The organism is Thalassospira lucentensis, from assembly GCF_011806425.1.
In the GTDB taxonomy this organism is placed as follows: Bacteria; Pseudomonadota; Alphaproteobacteria; order Rhodospirillales; family Thalassospiraceae; genus Thalassospira; species Thalassospira lucentensis_B.
Map to the genome: position 1 here is coordinate 677,450 of NZ_JAATOV010000003.1, position 23,465 is coordinate 700,914.

25 protein-coding genes, 2 tRNA genes and 1 riboswitch are annotated in these 23,465 nt (G+C 53.2%); of the genes, 12 read left to right on the forward strand and 15 right to left on the reverse strand.

All coding sequences use genetic code 11. From position 1 onward, the window contains the following. Positions 1 to 29 precede the first annotated feature (29 nt). Genes HCZ99_RS13125 through HCZ99_RS13135 form a run of 3 tightly spaced genes read right to left on the reverse strand, consistent with a single transcriptional unit; the run spans position 30 to position 2,123 of the window. Positions 30 to 833, reverse strand: coding sequence for an iron chelate uptake ABC transporter family permease subunit (locus HCZ99_RS13125; RefSeq protein ID WP_217701493.1), 804 nt, complete (start codon positions 831 to 833; stop codon positions 30 to 32). Further along, positions 830 to 1,666 carry a zinc ABC transporter ATP-binding protein ZnuC gene (gene znuC, locus HCZ99_RS13130; RefSeq protein ID WP_167447444.1) on the reverse strand — a complete coding sequence of 279 codons (837 nt, stop codon included), beginning with the start codon at positions 1,664 to 1,666 and terminating at the stop codon, positions 830 to 832. The genes HCZ99_RS13125 and znuC overlap by 4 nt, the downstream gene beginning before the upstream one ends. Further along, positions 1,647 to 2,123, reverse strand: coding sequence for a Fur family transcriptional regulator (locus tag HCZ99_RS13135; RefSeq protein ID WP_167447445.1), 477 nt, complete (start codon positions 2,121 to 2,123; stop codon positions 1,647 to 1,649). The genes znuC and HCZ99_RS13135 overlap by 20 nt, the downstream gene beginning before the upstream one ends. Before the next feature lie 150 nt (positions 2,124 to 2,273). On the opposite strand from HCZ99_RS13135, the gene hisI reads away from it, so the two are divergent. The 6 genes from hisI to HCZ99_RS13165 all read left to right on the forward strand — a co-directional run bounded on the left by hisI (position 2,274) and on the right by HCZ99_RS13165 (position 7,934). Next, a complete protein-coding gene (gene hisI / locus HCZ99_RS13140; protein ID WP_167447446.1) occupies positions 2,274 to 2,672 on the forward strand; it encodes a phosphoribosyl-AMP cyclohydrolase in 399 nt (132 codons plus the stop codon). A 15-nt stretch (positions 2,673 to 2,687) separates the two neighbouring features. Next, complete coding sequence (locus HCZ99_RS13145; protein WP_167447447.1) at positions 2,688 to 3,860, forward strand: CobW family GTP-binding protein; 1,173 nt, start codon at positions 2,688 to 2,690, stop codon at positions 3,858 to 3,860. 326 nt (positions 3,861 to 4,186) lie between these two features. Then, positions 4,187 to 5,017: an aldo/keto reductase gene (locus HCZ99_RS13150; protein ID WP_167447448.1), complete on the forward strand. Its 831-nt coding sequence runs from the start codon at positions 4,187 to 4,189 to the stop codon at positions 5,015 to 5,017. Positions 5,018 to 5,225: 208 nt separating this feature from the next. Beyond that, positions 5,226 to 5,915 (forward strand): YitT family protein, encoded by a 690-nt coding sequence (locus HCZ99_RS13155; RefSeq protein WP_167447449.1) that lies wholly within the window; start codon positions 5,226 to 5,228, stop codon positions 5,913 to 5,915. A gap of 350 nt (positions 5,916 to 6,265) precedes the next feature. Continuing rightward, the gene (locus tag HCZ99_RS13160) at positions 6,266 to 6,985 is read left to right on the forward strand and encodes a hypothetical protein (protein WP_167447450.1); all 720 of its coding nucleotides are present in this window, start codon (positions 6,266 to 6,268) and stop codon (positions 6,983 to 6,985) included. 241 nt (positions 6,986 to 7,226) lie between these two features. Continuing rightward, positions 7,227 to 7,934, forward strand: coding sequence for a hypothetical protein (locus HCZ99_RS13165; protein WP_167447451.1), 708 nt, complete (start codon positions 7,227 to 7,229; stop codon positions 7,932 to 7,934). Positions 7,935 to 8,258: 324 nt separating this feature from the next. On the opposite strand, the gene HCZ99_RS13170 is transcribed toward HCZ99_RS13165, so the two are convergent. The 5 genes from HCZ99_RS13170 to HCZ99_RS13190 all read right to left on the reverse strand — a co-directional run bounded on the left by HCZ99_RS13170 (position 8,259) and on the right by HCZ99_RS13190 (position 10,780). Beyond that, positions 8,259 to 8,335, reverse strand: a tRNA-Arg gene (locus HCZ99_RS13170). A gap of 164 nt (positions 8,336 to 8,499) precedes the next feature. After that, positions 8,500 to 8,793 (reverse strand): ETC complex I subunit, encoded by a 294-nt coding sequence (locus HCZ99_RS13175; RefSeq protein WP_167447452.1) that lies wholly within the window; start codon positions 8,791 to 8,793, stop codon positions 8,500 to 8,502. Positions 8,794 to 8,940: 147 nt separating this feature from the next. Beyond that, a tRNA-Pro gene (locus tag HCZ99_RS13180) sits at positions 8,941 to 9,017 on the reverse strand. A 147-nt stretch (positions 9,018 to 9,164) separates the two neighbouring features. Next, positions 9,165 to 9,611, reverse strand: a complete 447-nt coding sequence (locus HCZ99_RS13185; RefSeq protein ID WP_167447453.1) for a DUF192 domain-containing protein — start codon at positions 9,609 to 9,611, stop codon at positions 9,165 to 9,167. Further along, positions 9,608 to 10,780: an acetoin utilization protein AcuC gene (locus HCZ99_RS13190; RefSeq protein WP_254869595.1), complete on the reverse strand. Its 1,173-nt coding sequence runs from the start codon at positions 10,778 to 10,780 to the stop codon at positions 9,608 to 9,610. Before HCZ99_RS13190 ends, HCZ99_RS13185 begins: the two co-directional genes overlap by 4 nt. 150 nt (positions 10,781 to 10,930) lie before the next feature. Beyond that, a riboswitch (TPP riboswitch) is annotated at positions 10,931 to 11,042 on the forward strand. On the opposite strand from HCZ99_RS13190, the gene HCZ99_RS13195 reads away from it, so the two are divergent. The 4 genes from HCZ99_RS13195 (at position 11,033) to HCZ99_RS13210 (ending at position 14,936) form a co-directional block, all read left to right on the forward strand. After that, on the forward strand, positions 11,033 to 11,854 hold the full coding sequence (locus HCZ99_RS13195; protein ID WP_167447454.1) for an ABC transporter ATP-binding protein: 822 nt from the start codon (positions 11,033 to 11,035) through the stop codon (positions 11,852 to 11,854). (Overlaps the previous riboswitch by 10 nt.) Next, positions 11,854 to 12,654, forward strand: a complete 801-nt coding sequence (locus tag HCZ99_RS13200) for an ABC transporter permease (RefSeq protein WP_167447455.1) — start codon at positions 11,854 to 11,856, stop codon at positions 12,652 to 12,654. The genes HCZ99_RS13195 and HCZ99_RS13200 overlap by 1 nt, the downstream gene beginning before the upstream one ends. A gap of 92 nt (positions 12,655 to 12,746) precedes the next feature. Beyond that, positions 12,747 to 13,712, forward strand: a complete 966-nt coding sequence (locus HCZ99_RS13205; protein ID WP_167447456.1) for an ABC transporter substrate-binding protein — start codon at positions 12,747 to 12,749, stop codon at positions 13,710 to 13,712. Between the two features lie 198 nt (positions 13,713 to 13,910). Continuing rightward, positions 13,911 to 14,936, forward strand: a complete 1,026-nt coding sequence (locus HCZ99_RS13210) for an MBL fold metallo-hydrolase (protein ID WP_167447457.1) — start codon at positions 13,911 to 13,913, stop codon at positions 14,934 to 14,936. Between the two features lie 61 nt (positions 14,937 to 14,997). Here the strand turns inward: HCZ99_RS13210 and HCZ99_RS13215 are convergent, their stop codons facing one another. The 3 genes from HCZ99_RS13215 to HCZ99_RS13225 form a co-directional block, all read right to left on the reverse strand. Then, positions 14,998 to 16,380 carry a flavin monoamine oxidase family protein gene (locus tag HCZ99_RS13215; protein ID WP_167447458.1) on the reverse strand — a complete coding sequence of 461 codons (1,383 nt, stop codon included), beginning with the start codon at positions 16,378 to 16,380 and terminating at the stop codon, positions 14,998 to 15,000. Beyond that, the gene (locus HCZ99_RS13220; RefSeq protein ID WP_167447459.1) at positions 16,380 to 16,907 is read right to left on the reverse strand and encodes a hypothetical protein; all 528 of its coding nucleotides are present in this window, start codon (positions 16,905 to 16,907) and stop codon (positions 16,380 to 16,382) included. The genes HCZ99_RS13215 and HCZ99_RS13220 overlap by 1 nt, the downstream gene beginning before the upstream one ends. Before the next feature lie 237 nt (positions 16,908 to 17,144). Beyond that, on the reverse strand, positions 17,145 to 18,458 hold the full coding sequence (locus tag HCZ99_RS13225) for an NAD(P)/FAD-dependent oxidoreductase (protein WP_167447460.1): 1,314 nt from the start codon (positions 18,456 to 18,458) through the stop codon (positions 17,145 to 17,147). A 102-nt stretch (positions 18,459 to 18,560) separates the two neighbouring features. Here HCZ99_RS13225 and HCZ99_RS13230 point away from each other — a divergent pair, with 102 nt between their 5' ends. Beyond that, positions 18,561 to 19,715 carry a trans-sulfuration enzyme family protein gene (locus HCZ99_RS13230; RefSeq protein WP_167447461.1) on the forward strand — a complete coding sequence of 385 codons (1,155 nt, stop codon included), beginning with the start codon at positions 18,561 to 18,563 and terminating at the stop codon, positions 19,713 to 19,715. Positions 19,716 to 19,747: 32 nt separating this feature from the next. Then, positions 19,748 to 20,854, forward strand: coding sequence for a ChaN family lipoprotein (locus tag HCZ99_RS13235; protein WP_368484259.1), 1,107 nt, complete (start codon positions 19,748 to 19,750; stop codon positions 20,852 to 20,854). Positions 20,855 to 20,933: 79 nt separating this feature from the next. Here HCZ99_RS13235 and HCZ99_RS13240 read toward each other — a convergent pair whose 3' ends face one another. The 4 genes from HCZ99_RS13240 to HCZ99_RS13255 form a co-directional block, all read right to left on the reverse strand. Next, the gene (locus HCZ99_RS13240; RefSeq protein ID WP_167447462.1) at positions 20,934 to 21,476 is read right to left on the reverse strand and encodes a Panacea domain-containing protein; all 543 of its coding nucleotides are present in this window, start codon (positions 21,474 to 21,476) and stop codon (positions 20,934 to 20,936) included. A 142-nt stretch (positions 21,477 to 21,618) separates the two neighbouring features. Continuing rightward, positions 21,619 to 22,065: a hypothetical protein gene (locus HCZ99_RS13245; protein WP_167447463.1), complete on the reverse strand. Its 447-nt coding sequence runs from the start codon at positions 22,063 to 22,065 to the stop codon at positions 21,619 to 21,621. 118 nt (positions 22,066 to 22,183) lie between these two features. Then, on the reverse strand, positions 22,184 to 22,711 hold the full coding sequence (locus HCZ99_RS13250; protein ID WP_167447464.1) for an adenine phosphoribosyltransferase: 528 nt from the start codon (positions 22,709 to 22,711) through the stop codon (positions 22,184 to 22,186). Positions 22,712 to 22,999: 288 nt separating this feature from the next. Next, positions 23,000 to 23,224 (reverse strand): hypothetical protein, encoded by a 225-nt coding sequence (locus tag HCZ99_RS13255; protein WP_167447465.1) that lies wholly within the window; start codon positions 23,222 to 23,224, stop codon positions 23,000 to 23,002. Positions 23,225 to 23,465 lie beyond the last annotated feature (241 nt).

Here is a 23,465-nt window from a genome sequence, read left to right on the forward strand (position 1 = left end):
GACTGATCACTTGATGAATATCGCTGTGACTAGGCCGCCATCCGTTTCCAGACCGGTGCAACAAAGATGCAGGCCAGAAATAGCCCCGCCGCCGAAATCACGATGCTTGGCCCCGCTGGCGTATCGAAATGCCATGACATGGCAATACCGGCCAAAACTGATGCCATACCAAACAACGCCGCGCCAATCGCCATTTGCTCAGGCGTTCTGGAAAAGAACCGCGCACTGGCAGCGGGCACAATCAAAAGGGCCGTGATCAACAATACGCCGACAATCTTGATCGCCATGCCAATCACAAGCGCCATCAACAACATGAAAACAAGGCGAAGCCGTTCGACAGGAATGCTTTCAGCGGCGGCAATTTCCGGGCTGACCGTAACCGCCAATAATGGCCGCCACATCCAAATCAAAACCGCAATCGCAAAGGCACCGCCACCCGCCAAAAGCCAGATGTCGGTCATATTGACCGCCAGGATATCGCCAAACAAATAGGCCATAATATCGACAGCCACCCCATGCACGAAGGCAAGTGCAACCATGCCAAGGGCCAATGTCGAATGGGCCAACATGCCCAGAACCGTATCACTGCCAATGCGTGATTGCCGTTGACCAATGGCCAGAATAAGCGCACTGGCAAGGCAGGTCGCAATCATGCCAAGGCGCACATCTACCCCGATCAAAAGACCAAGGGCCACGCCCAACAACGCCGAATGCGCCAGCATGTCGCCGAAAAACGCCATGCGCCGCCAAACGATAAAGGCGCCAAACGGCCCGCAAACGGCCGCCAGCAACACACCGCCCAGCACCGCGCGAAACAGGAAGTCATCCATCATTTTGCGCCTCCTGCGGCGTGTTTTACGGTGTCATGCGAATGATCGTGATGATGTCCATGATTATGGTCATGTCCGTGCCCATGATCATGGCCGCACCCGCCAACTACATGGCCCGACAAATCATGTTCATGATCATGTTCGTGGGTATAGATGCCAATGGCGTCGGCTTCGCGGACGCCAAAAAGCGATCTGTATTCAGGATGCTGACGCACGGTTTCAGGCATGCCCGAACAACAAACATGGCGGTTAAAACACACCACCTGATCGGTTTTGGCCATCACCAGATGCAAATCATGGGAAATCATCAGCACCGCGCAATCAAGTTCGTGGCGAATGGTATCGATCAGACGATAAAGCTCCGCCTGCCCGCTGACATCGACCCCTTGGGTCGGTTCATCGAGCACAAGCAATTGCGGACGCAGCAACAGCGCACGCGCCAACATCACACGCTGCGACTCACCACCTGAAAGGCTGCTCATTTGGGCGTCGATCACATGCGTTGCGCCAACTTCGCCCAACACCTTTTCGCATTCCGCGCGCGTCGCAGAACGGGTTAAGGTCAAGAACCGCCTTACCGTCATTGGCAGGACCTGATCAATCGCAAGCTTTTGCGGCACATAGCCGATTTTAAGTCCAGCCTTGCGGATCACCTTGCCTTCGTCTGGCTTTTGCAGGCCCAGCAACGTTTTAACCAGGGTGGATTTCCCAGCCCCATTGGGCCCGATCAGGGTAATGATCTCACCGGGTTGAATGGCAAGCGACACTTGATCAAGAACACGCTCACTGCCAAAGGACAGGGTTAATCCCCGGCCTTCAATGAGTGGCGCAGTCATGGCATTGCCCCTTGATTTCAACACTGGTCGCTTGAATGGTAAAACCGACTTTGCCCGCCGCCTTATGGACGGCTTTGCTCATATCTTCGTTTACCGCTTCGGCCACGCGGCCGCACTGGGTGCAAATGAAATACTGCCCCAAATGATCGCAATCTGGCTGATCACAGCCGAAATAGGCATTCAGCGATTCAATCCGGTGCACCAATCCAAGGTCGGACAAAAATTCCAATGCTCGATACACCGTGGGTGGCTGAACACGCATGCCTTCCGCGGTTAGGGCATCAAGCAGCTCATAGGCCGTCACGGCCTTGTGCGATTGCCAGATCAGTGTAAAAACCTTGCGGCGCATGTCGGTAAAGCGCGCATTTGCATCCGCACAGACTTTCTCAGCCTGGGCAAGTGCGGTATTCACACATCTGTCGTGATTATGGCCCTTTTTCGGGAAAAGATCGCTCATTGTCGATTATCTCGCAGCATTGCCACATCGCACCGATTGCGGGCATATTGGCGACAACCAAAAAGCCATGGCATTTGTTGAAATGTTATAATATATCATTTTCTGACTGTTACAGCATAAAAAGTCAACCATCATCCACCGGAGCCCACCATGACCACCGCCAATGCACAGATTGCCGACAAGCTGAAATACAATGAAAACGGCCTGATCCCGGCGATCGCCCAGCAACATGACACTGGCGAAATCCTGATGATGGCGTGGATGAACCGTGATGCGGTGATTGAAACACTCGACACCGGTCGGGTGTGCTATTTCTCACGCTCGCGCGGGAAATTATGGCGTAAGGGCGAAAGCTCCGGCCAAGTGCAGACACTTGTCGATTTTCGCTATGACTGCGATCAGGACACCATTTTGGCACAGGTCGATCAGCTTGGCGTTGCCTGCCACACCGGGCGGCGCAACTGTTTCTATTTCGCCGCACGCGATGGCGCAGAAGTCGTGATTTCCCAGCCGGAAGTCTCTGTTGATGAACTCTACGGCAAGAAGTGATCAAAACGGTATCCCATGGCCATTTCCAACGAACAATCTGAACGCGTCGCCACCACGGTCATTACCGGCTTTCTGGGCAGCGGCAAGACCACCCTTTTAAACGCCCTGCTAACACAGGACGGCATGGATAAAACCGCCGTTCTGATCAACGAGTTTGGCGATATTGGCCTTGATCATTTGCTGGTGCGCGAAGTTTCCGAAGACGTGGTGCTGTTAAATTCCGGCTGCATTTGCTGTTCGGTGCGTGGTGATTTGATTTCGGGTCTGCGCGATTTGTTTGTCAAACGCACGCGCGGTGAAATCCCGCTTTTTGATCGCGTGATCATTGAAACCACCGGCCTTGCCGACCCCGCACCGATCCTGCATACGCTGATGACCGATCCGTTGCTGACGACCAAGTTCCGTCTTGATAGCGTGGTGACCACCGTCGATGCCGTTCATGGATCGGGCCAGCTTGATCAACATCCCGAAAGTGTCAAACAGGCCGCCGTTGCCGACCGCATCCTCATGACCAAGGCCGATCTCGCCAGCGATGAACAACGTAACGCACTGCAAGCGCGCCTTCGCGCCCTTAATCCGGCGGCACCGATTTACCCGGTGATCAATGGCGATATTTCTGCCGACAAATTGTTTAATGCCGGGCTGTATGACCCTGCGACCAAAAGCATGGATGTGCAAAAATGGCTGCGTGATGAAGCCTATGACCATCACGGCGACGAAGCGCATAAGCATAACCACAGCCACGACCACGCGCATCACGGCCATGACCACGATCATGCTGACGGTCACGACCACGGCAACGACGTAAACCGCCACGACGATCATATCCAATCATTCTGCATCACGTTTGATGAGCCGATCCATTGGGATGCGTTTGTTACCTGGGCAGAAATCTTTACCCAGATGCGCGGCGAAAGCCTGTTGCGGGTGAAGGGGATTTTAAATCTGGTCGGTGAAGACACGCCGGTGGCCATTCACGCGGTTCAGCATATTTTCCACCCGCCGGCATCCCTGCCCGCTTGGCCCAGTGATGACCATCGATCCAAAATCGTCTTTATCACCAAGGATCTTGGACCGCAGGTCATCCGGGAATCGCTTTATCACTTAAATGCGGCCGTCGCGGAAACGGCGGAAGACGCAAAAAATGCGCAAAATGGCGCGTCAGGTGAATTAAACGAACACGATTGAGCCACATCAAGGAACATGATGTGGATATGGGGCAATGTCGTCCTTGGCTTGATACAGCCTCACTCTAAGTCCAGAACTCCGGCGACCTTATTTCAGAGGTCGCCTTTTTTCTTGCGCAGTTCAAAGCCCAATACATCCCCCGTCAAGAATGCACTTTTGCGCAGGAAAACAGCGCACGTAATCCAAGCTGATCCGTACTCATCTGTTCGTACAGGTTGCGAGAAAGCGCTTATGGATTAAATCTGGTGCATATCCGCCCATTTGTCCCCTGCAACGTCGGGGACCGAAATCTACAAACACAACAAATAAACCAAGGGGGTACACACATGATTTACCGGAAATGGCAAGACAACAAGATCCCCGCACTGGGCTTTGGGACATACGAGCTTGATAACGCCCAAGCGGCCAAAATGGTCGCCGAGGCCGCCAAGATTGGCTATCGCCACTTTGATACCGCACAGATGTATCACAACGAAGAAGGCGTTGGTCAGGGCCTGAAAGAGTCGGGCCTCAAGCGCGATGAGTATTTCCTGACGACCAAAGTCTGGTACGACAAATTCCAAAGCGGCGATTTGCAAACCTCGGTCGTTGAGTCCCTGCGCAAGCTTGATCAGGAACATGTTGACCTGCTGCTGCTGCACTGGCCCAACGAAGACGTCTCACTCGACGAAACCTTGGCGGCTTTGAACGAGGTTAAAAACCTTGGCATGACGCGCCTGATCGGGATTTCAAACTTCCCAACTGCGCTGATCGACAAGGCAAATGACCTCACCGATATTCCGCTGACAGTTAATCAGGTCGAATATCACCCTTATCTGGATCAGACCAAGGTGCTTGAAAACCTGCGTGGGCACGACATGTTGCTGACGGCTTATTGCCCGATTGCACGTGGCTCGGTGCTTAAGGATAAAACCCTGACCGAGATCGGCAAGAAGCACGGAAAATCAGCCGTTCAGGTGACCTTGCGCTGGCTGCTGCAACAAGATGACGTGATGGCCATTCCAAAATCTGGCTCGCCCAAAAATGCGGCGGCGAATTTCGATATCTTTGATTTTGAATTGTCAGAAGGCGAAATGACCGACATCAGCAATCTGGCCAAGCCCGATGGCCGCCTGATTGATCCTGACTTTGCGCCGAAATGGGATGACGCGGCCTGATCCCCAACACGATCAGGCAAGCCGCCAAACGTCAAACCGACGCATAAAATTACCAAGACCGGCCACCTGATGGCCGGTCTTTTGCGTTTGCGAGCACACTTCTATCAAAAACGCGCATATAACGCCGCCTTCAACGCGCCCGCTTGTTTCGCAGTTGCGAAAAGCGTAACCTGATATCTATTCATCAGACAAAAGACGGACCCCATTCATGACCACATCCGCCACGCAGACCAGCGACGCCAAAAACGGCGCACCGGAAAACACGCCTGACGTCAAATCGCAAGACGCTGCGAAAAAAGGCGACATTTCCCATCGCCTGTATGAGGATGTTTTGGCTCTTTTGCTGGGGACGATGGTGGTTTCGCTTGGTGTGACACTTTATAGCGAAAGCGTTCTGGTCACCGGCAGCACGGCCGGTGCAGCCCTTTTGATCGAGCATGCGACCGGGCTTGGCTTTGGGATGATCTTCTTTCTCATCAACCTGCCCTTTTACTGGCTGGCCTATAAACGCATGGGAACCGCATTTACGGTAAAAACCTTTATCGCGGTGGGTCTGGTGTCGGTCTTTTCCAAACTGACCCCAATGATGGTCGATTTCACCATGCTCAACCCGATCTATGCCGCCGTTGCGGGTGGTGCGCTGATGGGGATTGGCCTGTTAATGCTGTTTCGTCACCGCGCCGGCCTTGGCGGGATCAATATCCTCGCCCTTTACCTGCAAGAACATTTTGGCATCCGGGCTGGTTACGTGCAGCTTGCCATCGACATGGTGATCCTCGTCATCGCTTTCCTGACCCTGCCCTTTGACAAAGTCCTGCTATCGATCTTGGGGGCGGTCGTGCTGAACCTGATCATCGCCATCAACCACCGTCCGGGGCGGTATTTGGCTGCGCGTTAATCCTGAAAAACACGCGATTTTCGCGCCTGCCCTATATGCTGTTTTATCCAGCGCTCAGCTCTAGAGATCGGTTCGTCTGGTCATCTGGCATCTTAGAATAACCTTTCTTGTTTGGGTTTTATTTGACCACTCGGCAATACCAATTGGGTCTGTTTCACGCTCTTCAGATGCGGAGATGCGCTTGTATCAGAAGAATTCCAAAGAGATATGCTCTCGGCACCAACGCCCGTGATTGACCATGATGTGCATTCCAGAACGCTTGCAGCCCTGGCGATCACATTGCTTTACGATTGCAGGTTGCATTATGCTAACCTCAACTGCGGCTAGGGCATTGTGGGAAAGAGATCACCTTGAGCGATAAACCTGTATACATCATCGCCGCAATGGGGGCTGGTAGTGCAGTCGGTTTTCCAATTGGGCTCATCGCCGCAACATATGTATTGCCAATGGCCGTCGGTGATGGATGGGCAACCATTATCGGTGCACTTCTTGGCGCGGCCATGACATCCGCTGCGGCGCTTTATGTTGTTCACAGGCAAGACAAACTTAGTCGTAAAGCCAAGCGCGAAGAACAGTTCCACAACATTATTGACGCTATCCAATGGCTTGAAGACACCTTCACCGATTACGAAGAGGTTCATTCCACTGATTACTGGCAGGCTCTTTCTCAAACAGAAGGATTTATGAGAGATGGCAGCAAAGAACTGCTTGGCCACGCGAGCAAATGCAAACGCCAAATCCGATACCTGGCCAGAGATCTGAACAGCGTTCTGGGGGAGCTCGCAGAACTCAAGTTGCCAGATAGCATTCCAATAACTATTCGCCGCATCTTCAAAGACAGTCTCAGGCCGGTTCGCTTGATCATTGAAGACTGGGAAAGCCTTAAACCGCTCACGCTCGTCAAAGAGGAAAACCACCATAGATTTTTCAACACCACGTATTATGCAGCGGTTTCGATCATCCCGGCAGAGATTAGAGAATTCAGAATGCAGACCAAATTTCTGCGAGCAGAGATACTGCGACTGATTGATCAATCCCCTCTGGAACCAACATCCCGCCCTCGGTCGTAGTGAAGCTGATTTCCGTTTCCGCATTTCCATGCCCTTCCATCGTTGTCGTGATGGAATAAGGCTTGCACGGAACGAGATGGTCTTTGTGCAAGTTGGCGCTAAAGTTTCGCGCTTGTTAGCACATTGGGCGTTTTCTTTTGACGGGAGCGCCACCCACGCGGGCAGTCAACATTGACCCACCCACAAACAGAGGCGCATGATCATCGCACCGTTTCAACTTCTCAGTCAAAGCAGCACCGCCATGACCAAGCTCACCTATATCGCCATAACCGTCGTCATCGCGGCGTTTGCCTTCATTGTGCTTTTTCTGGGCGTTAATGCAGCATGCACTAATAGCCCCAACTTTCACTGCGTCGTTTGGCGCGGCTTTGAATGGGAAAGCATCCTTGCCGGGGCCCTTGGTTTGATGGGTGGTATATTTGTCATCACATCAAGCCGTGCACAAATTGCGGCCATGCAGGAAACGGCAGACCGATCGCTCCGGCAAGCCAAGCTGCACAGGGCTGACGAAGCAAGTACCCCACTTGAACTTGCACGCGAAGTGGCCGTTAACTTCCAAGCATGGGCGGAATATAAACTCTCGTGTATTGACGAACTTGAACAAAACCACATGAGCACCCCTATGAGATTGTCCTTAGGGGATAACTTGTACGGCGAAACCCACCAGATGCTCGTTCAGCGATGCGATCACGTTACGAAAATCGTTAACGCGCACGCTATGACCAGTTTCAATTTTGAAGTAAGCAAAGCACTTACGCAGCTTGCGGACAGCAAGGGATTTGTCTGCAAACCTGCCACTCCTACGCCAGCGAACAATCCAATTACCGATGATATGGTCAAATTGAAGCACAAACTCAATGAGGCTAGAGAAAGCGCAAACCTTTCGAGCGAATGCATCCTCGCACAGATAGGCTTGATCTATGACCGCTGCGGAGTTGACGACAGCTAATATTGATTTACCTGCCACCCGATGTGCATGCCCACTCTGCAAGCACAGTCCGGATACTACGCAATGAAAGTCATGTGGACGTTTTTGTCTTTTACCGCCATTAGCGCAATCGTCTTCGGTTTCGTCGTATTCAGCCTTTACCGACATGACCTCGTTGCAGGATGCGCTGGCACCACATGCAACGAAATCCAAAGTTTCCAATGGGAATCCCATCCTTGCTGGATTGCTTGGTTTGATTGGCAGAGCATTGGCCTTGATCGCCTTCACCAAGCAAATCAGCACACATGAACGACACCGGTAAGGCACGAAAAAATATGAAAAAAATGGCGATCCCTGCAGGACTTGAACCTGCAACCTACAGATTAGAAGTCTGTTGCTCTATCCAGTTGAGCTAAGGGACCGCGGTGTGGGGTGGTTGTTTCCCCGGATGGTATATGCGGGCTTGGCATTGGGCGCCTGCCCGGCTGGTCACAGGATTTAATGTCCCCTGTCAGACAAACGGGGCGGAAATCCGCCCCGGTAAATGGGTCTTGCCGTTCTGGTTGCCAGAACGAAGCTCCGTCACTTAAACGACGCGTTTGAACGCGAAGTTATCGGCATATGCCTTGAGCTGAAGCTTACGAGGTTTTGGCTGTTCGACGTCGGCGATCAATTTGTGTTTCGCGGCAAAGGCCTGGGCTTCTGCAAGCGTATCGAAATACATTTTGACCTGACCGCGGGTATCGGTGGAACCGATCCACCCCATCAGCTGATCCGCGACTTTTTTGGCACCCGGTTCAAATTCCATAACCCAGTGCTTGGTCGCAGCTTGACCGGACTGCATGGCGTTCTTGGCAGGTTTGTAAACACGGACCTTCATCGGGACCCTCGTCTTGACCGTCAGGATTAAGATGGCGATGGCCATTAAGTGGGCTTAAGAACCCGTTACCATCATCACATCTTTTACACCTTTTGCTGCCAATTGGAAATCCCATTGGAACTTCATGAAACAACAAAAGGGGAAAAGTGGTCGGGAAGGCGAGATTCGAACTCGCGACCCCCTGCTCCCAAAGCAGGTACGCTACCAGGCTGCGCTACTCCCCGAACGAGGGAGGGTTTAGCACCACACTCTGGCGTGGGCAAGCCCGTTTTGCACTTTTTATCATAAAAATGCATAAAAAACCAAAGCCCGCAGATATCCTCTGCGGGCTTGCTATTGCTGATTGTGATAAATGCCTGAAAGTGCAGTGATTAACGCGGAAGGCCTTCAACCTTTTCACCAACTTCGAAGCCCATTCGCTCTGCAGCGCCACCATTTAACTCAAGAACAAAGCGCACAGGCTTTGGTGCTGGGATGATGGTTTGTGATTGCGGGACGGTGCGTTGTTCGATCCCGACAATCGTGCCGTTAGCATCGATAAACAGCATATCAAGCGAGATGAAGGTGTTTTTCATCCACATGGAAACATCTGCTGCCCGGCCAAAGTCAAACAGCATGCCTGCATCCTTGGCCATTTCAGTTCGGAACATCAATCCGCGGGAGCGTTCCTCAGGCGTGATGGCAAGTTCAACATTAAAGACTTCGCCATCAACCATAATGCGGGAGCGCTCAAACCCGTTTGCCTTTGCATTCAGCCCCGCAACAACGGCGGCACACACAAAGCAAACCACAAGAACCATCTGAAAAAGCGACTTCATACCCCATACCCCTTTAGTCTTCGCACACGTTCACGGGTTTCTTCCCGGATAGTGCCACCCCGCCATGGATCGCCGAGTGTCGTAAACAAATCACTGTCGGGCTGTCTGCCGCGACTATGCGACCATTTAATGACACGCAGGATATTTTCCGCATTTTTCGGTAACACGGTTGGTATTTCTATCTGGTTAATGGTTGCCCAAATCCCAGACCAACAGCGCGCAACCCCATACGGGCTATATCCCCCACCGCCAAGGACCAGGCTTCTTGGTGCCAATCGGGTCATCGCCCCCACGACTTCCCAAATTGATTGGTTCCCCAAAAGCTGTTTTGACAGTGGATCTTCCGAAAGTGTATCGCAACCACATTGTAAAACAATAGCTTGTGGCGCAAAACTTAATGCAAGTGGAATGAAATATTCATGAAGAACATACCGCATTTCATCATCATTCATCCCAGCGGGCATTGGCAAATTGCGCGCCATGCCCCCAGCAATGTCATCAATGCTTCCGGTTTTCGGCCATAAATCCTCCTGATGCATGGAAACCGTTAAAACCCGTTCATCATCCTTAAACGCGATCTGCACCCCGTCGCCATGATGTGCATCAATATCCAGATAAAGCACCCGATCGAGGCCCGAATCCAATAGCCGGTAAATGCCCAAAACCGGATCGTTGAAATAACAAAATCCCGATGCCCGGTCGCGCAATCCATGATGCGTTCCACCCGCGGGATGATGCACAATCCCGCCCTTGGCAATCATGTCGGCGGCCATGATGGATGACCCAGCCGCCGTTGCCGGGCGTCGGAATATTTCGGGGTAAATCGGATTGCCGTTTTTGCCCAAGCCGAATTTCACCATCATGTCTTCGGGCAAGGCCTGATCGCGTTCGGCCTGCATGACGGCCCGGACATAATCAGGATCATGAAACCGGGTGAGTTGTTCGGGCGTTGCCACCGGCCCGGTGACATAACGATCGGCATCCACCCACCCCATGGCATGCACCATATCCACCACCAACGACACACGCGGGATCGCCAGCGGATGTTTGGGACCGTAGCTTGAGCCACGATAAATCTCGGCAGCGATCATGCGGGTTGGGATTGTTGGGATGCGATGATCAGGAAGTGTATGGGGCAAGGTTACGGCGGCCTTTAGTCTGTTGGGCAATTAAGGTCACAGCATTGCGCGCAGAGCCATCTGGCTGCAAGAACTGTTTCACGCAATGCGTACCCCCGAACGCCATTGTCATGCATGCAGTGCACAATTTTTGCGAACTGTCACAATCCTTGACGTGCGGGATTTAACTGCGCATAGTCCCGTCATCTCCGGGGGGGCCGATCGTAAATCGGCTGAGAGGTTTGGTGTTGCCAAACGACCCTTTGAACCTGAACCGGTTAAGACCGGCGTAGGAAGGATCGCATGACCAACACAGACCGAACATCCAAAAACCACCCCTCCACCGTCGCCCCTAATTTGGCGCCCAATGCCACCAGATTTGATATTGATCTGCGTGCAGCGCGCGTGGCCTTTGGCGGTGTTGATATTTTCCATGACCTTGATCTTAGCCTTCCGGCGGGCAGCTTTACCTGTTTGCTGGGGCCAAGTGGTGTGGGCAAAAGCACACTTTTGCGCTACCTCGCCGATCTTGTCGAAGGTGATGTTAGCGGTAACATCACCTGTTCGGATGGCATCCCTCTTAAAGGGCGCATCGCCTATATGGCTCAGCAGGACTTGTTGCTGCCATGGCGCACTGTGCGTGAAAATGTCGAACTGGGTGCCGCATTGCGCGGCGACCGACCCGATCACGCCAAGGCCGATCGCCTGATTGCGCAAGTCGGCCTGACCGATGCCGCCCATCTGCGGCCAGCCGCCCTTTCAGGCGGCATGAAACAACGGGTCGCCCTTGCCCGCACCCTGATGGAAGATCGCCCGGTTGTCCTGATGGACGAACCGTTCTCGGCCCTTGATCCCGTCAATCGGTTGCGCCTGCAAGAACTCGCCGCACAGGTGCTGCGCGGGAAGACCGTGCTGCTGGTCACCCATGATCCGCTCGAAGCATTGCGTCTTGGCGACGTGGTTCACGTTTTGCGCGGCAGTCCGGCCCGGTTACAACATCCGATCACGCCAAGCGGCACCAGCCCGCGCGACATTACCGATCCTGATATTTTGCGCCAGCAGGCCGAATTGCTGCGACAACTTGGTGCCAATGAAACATCCGCCACATTGTTGGAGGATGCGTAATGCGCCAGCATGCCAAACACACCCCGCTTTTCGAACGGCGCCTTTTGAAAATTGCCCGGCCGATCATTATTGTCGTCGCGCTGATTGCCACATGGCAATTGACCGTGACATTGACCGGTGCGCCAAAATACATGCTGCCAACCCCGGCGGATGTTTGGGTCACTCTGATCACCCGTTACGCGGTTCTGTTGGATCACGCACAATATACCATTGCCGAAACCGTGATTGGGCTATTTGCCGGTGCAACCCTTGGCGCATTGGCGGCCATTCCGATGGCACTGTTTACGCCCGTACGGTTCTGGTTGATGCCGATCTTGCTGGTCTCGCAAGCCATTCCGTTCTTTGCGCTTGCCCCTCTTTTGGTGCTTTGGCTGGGCTTTGGCTTGGCATCCAAAATCGCCATGGCTGCGCTTATTATCTTTTTCCCGGTGACTGTCGCCTTCTTTGATGGGCTGGCCCGCACTGAACCGGGATGGCTTGATCTGGCGCGCACCATGGGGGCCAGCCGTTGGCGGCTTTTAACCCATATTCGCCTGCCGGCGGCCTTACCGGCATTTGCATCGGGCTTTCGCGTTGCCACGGCCGTTGCCCCGATTGGGGCGGTGATTGGCGAATGGGTCGGATCAAGTCACGGGCTTGGATATTTGATGCTGCACGCCAATGCGCGGGTTCAGATTGATATGGTTTTTGCCTGTCTTTTGATCCTGTGCGTCTTTTCGATCACGCAATATTTCATTGTTGATCGCATCTTGCGTGCCGCCCTGCCCTGGCAGCCAGACAGCCTGAAACCTGTTTCCTAAATCAAATTGATCGCCGGCCAAACGGGCCGCGATCCAACAAAAATACAATCCTCATACAATTTAATTGACGACATCCTAACGGAGGTTCATCCATGTCACGCCTAAAATCCATGATCAAAGCCGCGACGATTGGCGCAACCATGAGTGCCGCACTGCTTGGCACCGCCAGCCCGGCATGCGCCGCCGATAAGCTGACCATCTTGCTTGATTGGTTTGTAAATCCAGATCACGCGCCGTTGATCGTCGCCAAGGAAAAGGGTTTCTTTGCCAAGCATGATTTGGATGTCGAATTGATTGAACCATCCGATCCATCCGCCCCGCCGCGTCTTGTTGCCGCTGGTCAGGGGGATGTGGCGGTGAATTATCAGCCCCAGCTTCATGTGCAAGCCGCGCAAGGATTACCACTAACCCGCATCGGGACATTGGTGGCGACCCCGCTCAATACCTTGATCGTCCTAAAAGACGGCCCGGTCAAAGATATCGCCGACCTTAAGGGAAAGAAAATCGGCTATTCATTGGCCGGATTTGAAGACGCGCTTTTGGCGACCATGCTCGGCAATCATGGGATATCGATTGACGATGTTGAGTTGGTGAATGTCAATTTCTCGCTCTCGCCATCGCTTTATTCCGGGCAGGTTGATGCGATCATTGGCGGCTATCGCAATTTTGAACTCAACCAAATGGATATCGAAGGCAAACCAGGCAAGGCATTCTTTGTCGAAGAAGAAGGTGTGCCGCCTTATGACGAGCTGGTCCTGACCGTGCGTAACGACAAAACCGACGACCCGCGCTATGCCCGCATGCTGGCCGCCCTTGAAGAAGGCGTTCAGTATCTGGTTAATCACCCCGATGAGAGCTGGAAGGCCTTTGTTGCCGCCTATCCGAACCTAGATGATGAGCTTAACAAACGCGCATGGGCCGATACCCTGCCGCGCTTTGCTTTGCGTCCTGCCGCCCTTGATAAAAAACGCTACAGCCGGTTTGCCGACTACATGGTGTCGCAGGGCCTGATTGATGCGGCGCCGGAACTTGAAAGCTACGTCACCGTCATCGAGTAACGCAATTACCAAGTTATCACCCACCCTATTGGGGCAATGACAAACAGACCAAAGGCCGGAACGCACGCCCCGTTCCGGCCTTTATATTTTTCGGGCTTCGGTCCAAGCGGGCGTGTGCTTTGGTTTGAAGCCTTGCGCAATCTGTTGGATGCGACACATTGTAAAGATTGAAAAACATCATTCGCAGGGGCAACACGCGTGCAGACCAAAAACAAGCCAGCACATCATACCGAAACCGGATTTGAAAACCGCCACCCCCTGCCCGATCCGGTCAAACGGTCTTTCTGGCGTTTTTTAAAACGTCGGTATTTCGGCAATGACGACTGGCCAAAGGCCAAACATCAACATGGTAAAATTCCGGTTGAAACCCCAGACCATAATGCCATCCAAAACCCCGATCCCACGCGATTACAGGTGACGTGGGTCGGCCATGCCACGGTTCTGGTGCAATATGGCGGACTTAACATCCTGACCGATCCGGTCTTTTCCAAACGCGCTTCTCCGTTTAAGCGGCTCGGCCCCAAACGCTATAGCCCACCGGGCTTGTCGATAGATGAGTTGCCCAAGCTTGATCTGGTGTTGCTTTCACATAATCACTATGACCATTTCGATCTGGCAAGCTTGTCTAAGCTTGGCAATGCGCCGCGCTATGTTTTGCCGCTTAAAAATGGATCCTTGCTTGAAAAGGCGGGTATTACGCCGGATCGGTATGACGAACTTGATTGGGATGATCAACTTTCCCATCCGGGGGTCACCATCACCCATGTACCGTCCAACCATTGGTCCAGCCGCACGACCAGCGACCGTAAGGAAATGCTGTGGGGCGGCTATATCCTTGAATTTTCAGACGGCTATCGGTTCTATTTTGTGGGTGACACCGGCTGGAACGAAAAGCTGTTTGCCGAACTGGGTGCACAATATGGCGGGATTGATTTTGGCCTGATCCCCATCGGGGCTTATGCCCCACGCGATTTCATGCGCAACGCCCACACCAATCCCGACGAAGCGGTGAAAATCATGCAAGCAATGGACGTCAAACAAGCCCTTGCCATTCATTGGGGCACGTTCGTCCTAACCGCCGAACCGGTTGATGAACCGCCGCAACGACTGGCATCGGCGCGGAAAGAGGCCGGAGTTGCCGAGGCTGATTTCATTGCCCCGCCGATTGGCGCGACGCGGCATTTTTCGGGCAGAACAACAGGCAAAAGTCCTGAATCCGCCTAAAGGATTGCGCGGCAGAAACCGGAATAAATCAGCACTCTGTAAAGACGCGCACAATATAAACTCAGAGAATAGTAATCATTCTGTCAGCGGTTGCATTTCCACTTTCCATCGCACCGGCAATCTGGCCATACCAACGCAATGAGCACGCCTCGCCAGCATAAAAGATCCGCGCCGCCCGAAAATCCCTCAGTTGCTGCCTTGTCTCCCACGCATTAGGACGCGTCAACGAGTAAGCCCCGCCATAATATGGTTCTCTGCACCAGTCGTAAACATATGCTGTAACAGCAGGAGGCAGCGGGAATAACGCATCCGCAGTATTATTCAAACGTTTGATCGATTGCACCAAGACCTGGGCTGCCAGTTCATGATCATCGGACATAACCCGTCCGGTATCGCCCGCAGCATGAAGATAAATCTGTGATGCAGCTGCATTCTGCCCGATAAGAAAATGGCTATAGCCGGTTTCAAGCGTGACATAAACGCCGTTGCCCGGGCTAGGCACGCGCACACCATTGATACCCGTCATTACAAGTTTGAAATAGCAACCTAGAGGGTTACCCCTGAATGCCGCAATCTGGGGGGCTGTCAAATCAGGCAGGAACAAATCATTGGCTTGCCGCGCTTCATGTGGTCCCTTTACCCGATCGGTAGGCACGGTCACCAACACCGCATCATATGTGGCATTTGCTGCACCGCGAAATCTGACTTCAACCTTGTCATCGGCGATATTGGTAACCTGCGTCACCACTGTTGATCGACGAATAATGCCATCAAGACTATTGGCGCTTGCCCAGCGCAGCACCGACGCACCGAGGGTCTGATTGGTTTCATCTTCACGAACTTCCCCCCCGTTATTGGCAGCAGCGGCGCGCGCAAAATTGTGGATGGAACCCCAAGGAGGATTAACTTCGACAGCATCGGAAATAATTGGCCATGACCCGAATTGCCCCTGACGGAAACGAATACTGTTCAGATCCTCGTGGCCAAGCAGGATATTCACCTCGTTAAAAAAATCGTCATTAACTGTTTGGAAATTCCCCACAACAGCTTGCCTGTTTTCATCGACGGTCTTACTGCCTTGCGGCACCTCAGCCCCTCCTGTAACCAAGGCCTCACGCTGCCCGGAACCGGCAAAAGGCAATCGAAACAGTTTCCAATCCGCACCGTCGACGCCGAGAGGTGGCTCTTGCACCGGGTGGTACCCATCAGGCGGGTTCTCCACCGCATATTGATCGTCCCTCAAAAGCCATGCCTCCGCATCGGTTTTTGCTTCAATTGCTTCAGCCCCCCAATCGAAATAAACACCTTCGATCTGCTCGGAAAAAGCACGTCCGCCAATCAGGTCCAATGCCTCGGCGATTTCGACATCATGATGGGCTGTGCGTAATTTAATGGCAGCACTCAGCCCTGCGACACCTGCACCAATGATCAATATCTTTGCCATTAGCCTGCCCTCACAACATTTTTGATCGTAATCTTTGTAACGCCAGTATTTAGCTTTTCAAACTCTGCACGGATTGCTTTGCGATAGTCTCCTGCACCACTTTGGGGCTGCACTGGCTTGGAAGGTATAGAGGGCTGCACTTTGATGAGTGTGTCGACCACATTCAGGCTCGTCAGCGTTTCCTTCAAAAGCGCAGAGAATGCAGTACTTACTGATGTTGAGACTTTTTTGGACCTATTGAGCTGCCCAGTCTTGGCGCTCATTTTCGCCTCACTGATATGAAGCTCTGCCAATCCGGGCGAAATAGCAGCGATGGAATTTTCAATACTGGTCGCCATCGATGGCGTCATTTGCGCTGCCACGAGGACAGCATTCAATTCCTTTTCCAAGACCATGGCAAGCGGCACCGCAGCCTTACCGGGCTCTACGTCGCTTAAATCCTGACGCGCCAAAATCGTCTTACTGACTTGCTCCAGATTATTTATTGCGGTCTGGATACTTTGTTGAAGTTCGGGATCAAGTGCCATTGCCTGCCTCATTCATAGACCGTGGTGCAGGACAACGAATCACGCCTGCACCAGAACGACGCACATAGCATCCGCATGTGAAAAGACCGGCCCCGCAAACAAGCGACGCCGGTCTTTCTCAAAACATAGCAACAGCTGATTTTATATAGATCGCGGATTGGTTTCGGCGGAGCTTTTCGAGTTAACGTCAAGAAAACACGTAAAGATTTTAAGAGCGAACAACCTTTGTTGGGAATATCAGACCCGCGAGCGTGGGCGGCGGCGGGTGCCGTCTTCAAAGCGTGCCAGTTCCATCCCGGCAAGGGTGATGGAAGGTTGGCCGGTGGTGATCCAGTCAGCCAGCACCTTGCCCACAACCGGGCCCATGGCAAATCCATGGCCGGAAAATCCGGTGGCGATAAAGAAGTGCTTTGGCCGATCAAGCTGATCAATCACGGGCACGGCATCCGGGGTCACATCAATATCGCCGGCCCATTGATCGACAATGCCGACCTGCTTGATCTGTGGGAACACCTTTTGCAGGTTTGCCATCGCGTTGTTCACCCGCACTTTATAAGGTTCTGCCTGGTTGGTGCGTCGGCCAATGGTTGGCTGTTTTGCGGCTTCTGATCCGGGCATGCGATCGACCAGATCATCAAAGAACCGCTTGTTAAAGTGGAACTTGAACGTTGCCCAGTTATCAAACAGCCCCGGCGCGAAATCCCGGGCAAATTTAAACCGGCCCAAGGTCAGATCAATATCGGTCATAAACTCGTCAGCGATATTCATCGACCCGTCTGTACGCTGACGAAAGGCAAGGCCTGCCGCCAATGTTCCGGCGGCGGAAATATGGGGGACTGGTGTGGTCCGAATAACCGTGCCGCGCGTGGTTTGCTGCGGCAAGCGACGGCCCAGTTTGGCAACAAATTTATGCGACGCCGCCCCGGCAGCACAAATAACGTATTTGCATTTAATCTCGCCGCGTTCTGACACGACGGAGCTTACGGCACCGCCCTCGGTCTCAATCGAAAGCGCGCCGCATCCTTCGGCGATGACGGCCCCCATTTCCGATGCACGCTTGGCAATCGCAGGTGCGGCCTTTTTCGGTTCGGCCTGCCCATCGGACGGTGTGTAGATACCGCCAACACCCGGTGTTGTGATCCCCGGGGTCAGCTTTTCGACACCTTTGGTATCAAGAACTTGGGTTTCAATGCCAAAGCCCTTTGTTTCTTCAATCCATTGTTCATATTCGGCCATTTCCGAACCGTCACGCGCAACAAAAAGAACCCCGCCTTGCCGCCATTCCAGATCGGCGTCGAGTTCCTTTTCCAGCCCCTGCCAAATGCGGTTGCATTCAATCATCAGGGGTAATTCCGCCGGATCGCGTCCCTGTTGGCGAACGAACCCCCATGCGCGCCCGGACTGATGCGATGCAACCGTGTCCTTTTCCAAAAGAACAACCTTCATCCCGGCCTTGGTCAGGTAATAGGCGCTTGATGCGCCATGAATACCGCCGCCGATAACAACGACGTCGCATGCGTTGGGAAGGTCGATTTTTGGGTACTGCGTCATGTGGGGCCTCTTAATCTGATCGTATTTTGTTTTCGATTTGGTGTGTGGCGCGAACCACGTTATGTTGCGCGCCAACAAATCTCAACAAAATCAGGTGGCACCATGGCGGATCAGGCCAAAAAACAATCTCCTGCAACCATCACCGCACAGGCTTTGGGATGGGTCGATGACGCGACGCGTTCGGTTACACCGCCGCTTTATCCGTCGACCACGTTCGAACGTAACCCGGACCTGAGTTACCATGACGGGCGCTGTTACACCCGGGCTGATAACCCGACATATGATCAGGCGAGCGCGGTTTTGAGCGCGCTTGAAGGTGGTACTGAAACCCGCCTGTTTTCATCGGGTATGGCCGCCGCGGTTGCGGTTTTGCATGCGCTTAATCCCGGCGATCATGTTGTCGCCCCCAAAGTCATGTATTGGGCGCTGCGCAGCTTTATGCTCGATAGCGGTGTTCGCGCCGGACTGACGTTTGATTTTGTCGATAATGGCGACACCGATGACTGGGCCCAACATATCGTTGCGGGCAAAACCAAGATGGTCTGGCTGGAAACCCCGGCCAATCCCGATTGGCAGATCAGCGATATTTCAGCCGTGGCCGATATTGCCCATGCCGCCGGGGCCGTGGTTGTCGTCGATAACACGGTTGCCACCCCACTTTTGACCCGCCCGATTGATTTTGGCGCCGATATCGTCATGCATTCGGCCACCAAATATCTGAATGGTCACAGTGACGTTTTGGCTGGCAGCCTGACCACCGCCAAAGACAGCGAATTTTGGCAGTGGGTTTGTAAACAACACGCATCCGGCGGTGCTGTTTTAGGCGTCTTTGAAACCTGGCTTTTGCTGCGCGGCATGCGCACCTTATCCATCCGGGTCGAACGCGCATCGGCCAATGCGATGGCCATCGCGCAACATTTTGAAAACCACCCCGACATCGAACAAATCCAGTATCCGGGCCTTCAAAGCCATGTCGGTCACGACATCGCCAAAAAGCAAATGACCGGCGGATTTGGCGGCATGCTATCGATCCGGGTGAAGGGCGGCGAAAAACGTGCCGTTGCGCTCCATAACCACTGCAAACTGTTTAAACGGGCAACGTCCCTTGGCGGAGTCGAAAGCCTGATCGAGCACCGCGCATCCGTCGAAGGCCCAACCAGTCCCGTGCCGAGCGACCTGTTGCGACTTTCCGTTGGCATCGAAAACGGCAAAGATCTGATTGATGATATTGAAAATGCTTTGAAATCATCCAAATAAGACATGTCCATCCGTCATCTGGGATTACACCTGTGAACGCAATACGATCAAAAATAAAGCTGTCTGAACGCACGACCTTTTGCGCACCAACCCGCCCGGGATACGGCGCTGTTGGCATTTTGACGGCAACGTTGATGATTGCGATGGCCGCCGACGTGGCAAACGCCGCAAATGGCGATGAAGATGAAGAACTTCAGCGTATCCCGGCCCGATCACAAAGCGTTGGCGCCCCGATCAGGATCCCGGATGTCAGCAGCCTGCCCCCGGCGCCGGGCCTTATTTTTGATGTGCGCGCCGGGGAGTACATCATGCTGGGCGAACTGGTGCGCCGTATTGGCGATGCCAAATATATCCTGATCGGTGAAAAGCACGACAATCCGATCCATCACCACCACCAGGCGGAACTGGTCGACGCGCTCAGCAAATCTGATGACCGCCACCGCGCGGTTGTCTGGGAAATGTTCACCCGCGATCAGCAAAGCTCGCTTAGTCAGAATTGGCAAAAACTGTCGGTTGAGGATTTGGGTGCTGCCATGACATGGGAAGACCGCGGTTGGCCATCTTGGCACGATTACGCCCCGATTGCCGAGGCCGCGCGCAGCAATGATCTGGCGATGGTTGCGGGCAACCTGCCCGACGACATTTTGCGCCCAATGATTGCCGACGGTCGGTCGGCCCTGCCCGATAAATTGGCAAAGGACCTTTCCCTGCCGCCAATCCCAGATAACATTCAAGTTTTGCTGGATCAGGAAATGGCCGAAGGCCATTGCAACACATTGCCAAAATCAATGTTACCGGCATTTTCAACGGTGCAATTTGCCCGTGATGCATCCCTTGCACGTGCCATGTATGACGCAGCAAATAACGATGATACGGACGGTGCATTTTTGATTGCCGGTGCAATGCATGTGCGACGCGGCATTGCCGCCCCTTGGCATCTGGCACGGTTTGATGATGGCCTGACGGATAAGGACATTGCTGTTGTCAGCCTGGTCGAGGCCGATGCGCCCAGCGACACCCCCGCAACAATAGACGATTATGCCATGCGGTTTGGCGCATCAGACGCGATTGATTATATGTGGTTTACCAATGACATCATGCGCAGCAATCCGTGTGACAACATCAATATGGGGCAATAGCCCAACGCCGCCTTACACCCAATGACATGGCGAGCACACGAGCCCAGCCCGGTCCTTCTTAAGCTTAGAAAACCCCCGTCTATTTGATACGGCGTGGCATCCAGTCAGTGGTCGCAACGGGTTTGCCCTTATGCGACTGCATTACGCGCGGGCGGACGACGTCTTTGGCCTCTGGCGTGGTGGCTGTTTTGCGCACCGACGTGTAAAAATCCACCAAATCCTGATAGGGAATGATTGTGCCAATACCCTGTTTATAGGCATTGGTGTAGGGCGGGTGATTGCGCACTGTCATGCTTAGGTGCTCGACTGTGTGGTGCCCAAACTGCGCCCAGATGCTTTCGATAAAGTGCGCGGTTTTCGGATCAACAGGCTTAAGCCGCACATCTGGCCGACATTCTTCCATCACCGCGTAAAGGTTCGGTTCAACCGGGCCAAATTCCTCGGCGACAAACAGGGCTGGCATCAACATACGCCCGTGATAGTTCGCCCCGTAATAGGCTTGGGCAAGATATAAAAGCCGATGCAGCTTTTGTGGCTGCAGGTATTCGTTATCATTTAGCGCATGATCAATCAGTCTGAAGGCTGCTTCGAATACGGTATTAAGAACCGGCTTATTCTTCATGATTGGCCCGATGGTCTACTGGTCTACTGGGATGGAAAGAACCGCAATCATACGATCTATGCGCGCCACCAACAAGCACCCGCATCCAGATTTGATCGAATTTAAAAAGGAATGATGATGGTTGGGTGAAACCCACGCGTGATCAAATCACGGTATCGAGATGCGTTCCACGATGGCCCGCCCCATGCACCACCGCATTCACCACGGCATAGAATGACGGACCGCTGTTTGATGACAAATCGAATGGAATGCTGGGATCAAGCAGGCTGGAAAACGCGATATCCGTGGTCGGTTCAATCGCACCTTCTTTGTCACTGGCACGCCGTGCAGCAGACACCGTACGTTGTTCGGTGCGTTGGTCTTTTTGCTCGCCGGAATTGCCCTGCCCGGATTGGCGTTTGCTTTGCCCGTCGATATAGGCATTAAACAAAATGCCATCATCATCAGGGTTATAGCCAAAATGCTGAGAGGATTGTTCGACCTGCGCATTACGGTCAACAGTTGCCACACCGCGCGCACCAGCAGCCGCAGGTCGGCCATACTGGCTAACCTGTGAAACGACTTGTGGTGGGTTTACGGTAGCAACCATTTTCAATCCCCTGCCGACAACCGGCAACGCATTAGTTGATATCCAACCTAAACATTATACTCGAAAAATGGGGATTCAGGTCAGAAAAATCAACTGAACCGCGGTTTTCAGGCAAATCTTATTCGCCTTCGAACTCAACCAGATGGAATTCGTCAACACCGCGATCACGAATTTTCTGTGCCCCACCCAGATCAGGCAGATCAATGATAAAGGCACAACCGGCAACTTCGCCGCCCGCCTTTTCGACCAAATCGATAGCGCCAAGGGCCGTGCCGCCCGTTGCAATCAAGTCATCCATGATCAAAACGCGCTGACCGGGCTTGATGGAATCCTTATGGATTTCAATAACATCTGAGCCATATTCAAGATCGTATTCAACGCTGATGGTTTCTGCGGGCAGTTTGCCCTTTTTACGCACGGTGACAAATCCGATGCCAAGTGCAAGTGCGACCGCAGGGCCAATCACAAAGCCGCGCGCTTCGATCCCGGCAATCACATCGATCTTTTTGTCCTGATATTCGGCGGCAAAACCGTCAATCACTTCGCGCAATCCGTCGGCATCGGAAAACAGCGTCGTAATGTCGCGGAACATAATTCCCGTTTTGGGATAATCGGGAATGGTGCGGATCAACGACTTAATCGACATAAAGCTCTCCGGTCTGCAAGCGGGCATGAAAAACACGAAAGGCAGAACCGCCGTTTCAACCGGCCTTACCTTAAATTCGGGTCACTTGATGCCTGAAACCGGCGGGATTGGCAAGGTGCATCGCCCAATGAACGGTAAAATCAGACCATCGACATCACGCGAAATAAGTCGATACACGCCCGTCGTTACCCTGGACCGCGGCCCTTCATGACAGATCCCTAAGTCATGCCAACAGCTTAGCGCATGGCGGCTTTAAAACCCGGATGCGAGGGAGAATGTACTCATCAATCACGCAGCGTGTGCAGACGTGCCGCGTGATGCGATATCCTTGGGGCCTGTGACGAAATCATTGGCGAGTTTCTTGCTGATTTCCGCACGCGTACCGCGCGAAAGGCCGGTTTCAGCAGCCTGCCGATTGCCCCATACCGCACGGTAAAGGCGATAGTCGTGGTCATTGATCTGACCGAATACTTTTTCGACTTCCATCAGAGTTTGGACATAACTCTTTTTCATGTCAGCCATCCTGTTGCTCGTTGTGTTTCACCGAGTCGTTGGTGAAACAATGTTGGGGCGATGCTGCCCGTTGTTACCGCTGCGATATAATCGCTGTTACGCGGTCTCTCAACGTCAGGACGGTGACAAGATCGGGAATATTTTGTGACAAACCGCCTTAATCAGGTTTGCCACGCGCAAAAGGCGTTAAAACGCCATAGAACATTTGCGCCAAGGATGACAGACCTTAACGTCCCAAAAC

Coding starts and splice junctions, on each gene's coding strand:
- HCZ99_RS13165 (WP_167447451.1), top strand. CDS start 7,227: ATGACCAAGCTCACCTATATCGCCATAACCGTCGTCATCGCGGCGTTT.
- HCZ99_RS13175 (WP_167447452.1), bottom strand. CDS start 8,793: ATGAAGGTCCGTGTTTACAAACCTGCCAAGAACGCCATGCAGTCCGGT.
- HCZ99_RS13125 (WP_217701493.1), bottom strand. CDS start 833: ATGATGGATGACTTCCTGTTTCGCGCGGTGCTGGGCGGTGTGTTGCTG.
- HCZ99_RS13155 (WP_167447449.1), top strand. CDS start 5,226: ATGACCACATCCGCCACGCAGACCAGCGACGCCAAAAACGGCGCACCG.
- HCZ99_RS13225 (WP_167447460.1), bottom strand. CDS start 18,458: ATGACGCAGTACCCAAAAATCGACCTTCCCAACGCATGCGACGTCGTT.
- HCZ99_RS13195 (WP_167447454.1), top strand. CDS start 11,033: ATGACCAACACAGACCGAACATCCAAAAACCACCCCTCCACCGTCGCC.
- HCZ99_RS13145 (WP_167447447.1), top strand. CDS start 2,688: ATGGCCATTTCCAACGAACAATCTGAACGCGTCGCCACCACGGTCATT.
- HCZ99_RS13255 (WP_167447465.1), bottom strand. CDS start 23,224: ATGAAAAAGAGTTATGTCCAAACTCTGATGGAAGTCGAAAAAGTATTC.
- znuC (WP_167447444.1), bottom strand. CDS start 1,666: ATGACTGCGCCACTCATTGAAGGCCGGGGATTAACCCTGTCCTTTGGC.
- HCZ99_RS13240 (WP_167447462.1), bottom strand. CDS start 21,476: ATGAAGAATAAGCCGGTTCTTAATACCGTATTCGAAGCAGCCTTCAGA.
- HCZ99_RS13150 (WP_167447448.1), top strand. CDS start 4,187: ATGATTTACCGGAAATGGCAAGACAACAAGATCCCCGCACTGGGCTTT.
- HCZ99_RS13185 (WP_167447453.1), bottom strand. CDS start 9,611: ATGAAGTCGCTTTTTCAGATGGTTCTTGTGGTTTGCTTTGTGTGTGCC.
- HCZ99_RS13215 (WP_167447458.1), bottom strand. CDS start 16,380: ATGGCAAAGATATTGATCATTGGTGCAGGTGTCGCAGGGCTGAGTGCT.
- HCZ99_RS13230 (WP_167447461.1), top strand. CDS start 18,561: ATGGCGGATCAGGCCAAAAAACAATCTCCTGCAACCATCACCGCACAG.
- HCZ99_RS13250 (WP_167447464.1), bottom strand. CDS start 22,711: ATGTCGATTAAGTCGTTGATCCGCACCATTCCCGATTATCCCAAAACG.
- HCZ99_RS13200 (WP_167447455.1), top strand. CDS start 11,854: ATGCGCCAGCATGCCAAACACACCCCGCTTTTCGAACGGCGCCTTTTG.
- HCZ99_RS13135 (WP_167447445.1), bottom strand. CDS start 2,123: ATGAGCGATCTTTTCCCGAAAAAGGGCCATAATCACGACAGATGTGTG.
- HCZ99_RS13245 (WP_167447463.1), bottom strand. CDS start 22,065: ATGGTTGCTACCGTAAACCCACCACAAGTCGTTTCACAGGTTAGCCAG.
- HCZ99_RS13220 (WP_167447459.1), bottom strand. CDS start 16,907: ATGGCACTTGATCCCGAACTTCAACAAAGTATCCAGACCGCAATAAAT.
- HCZ99_RS13205 (WP_167447456.1), top strand. CDS start 12,747: ATGTCACGCCTAAAATCCATGATCAAAGCCGCGACGATTGGCGCAACC.
- hisI (WP_167447446.1), top strand. CDS start 2,274: ATGACCACCGCCAATGCACAGATTGCCGACAAGCTGAAATACAATGAA.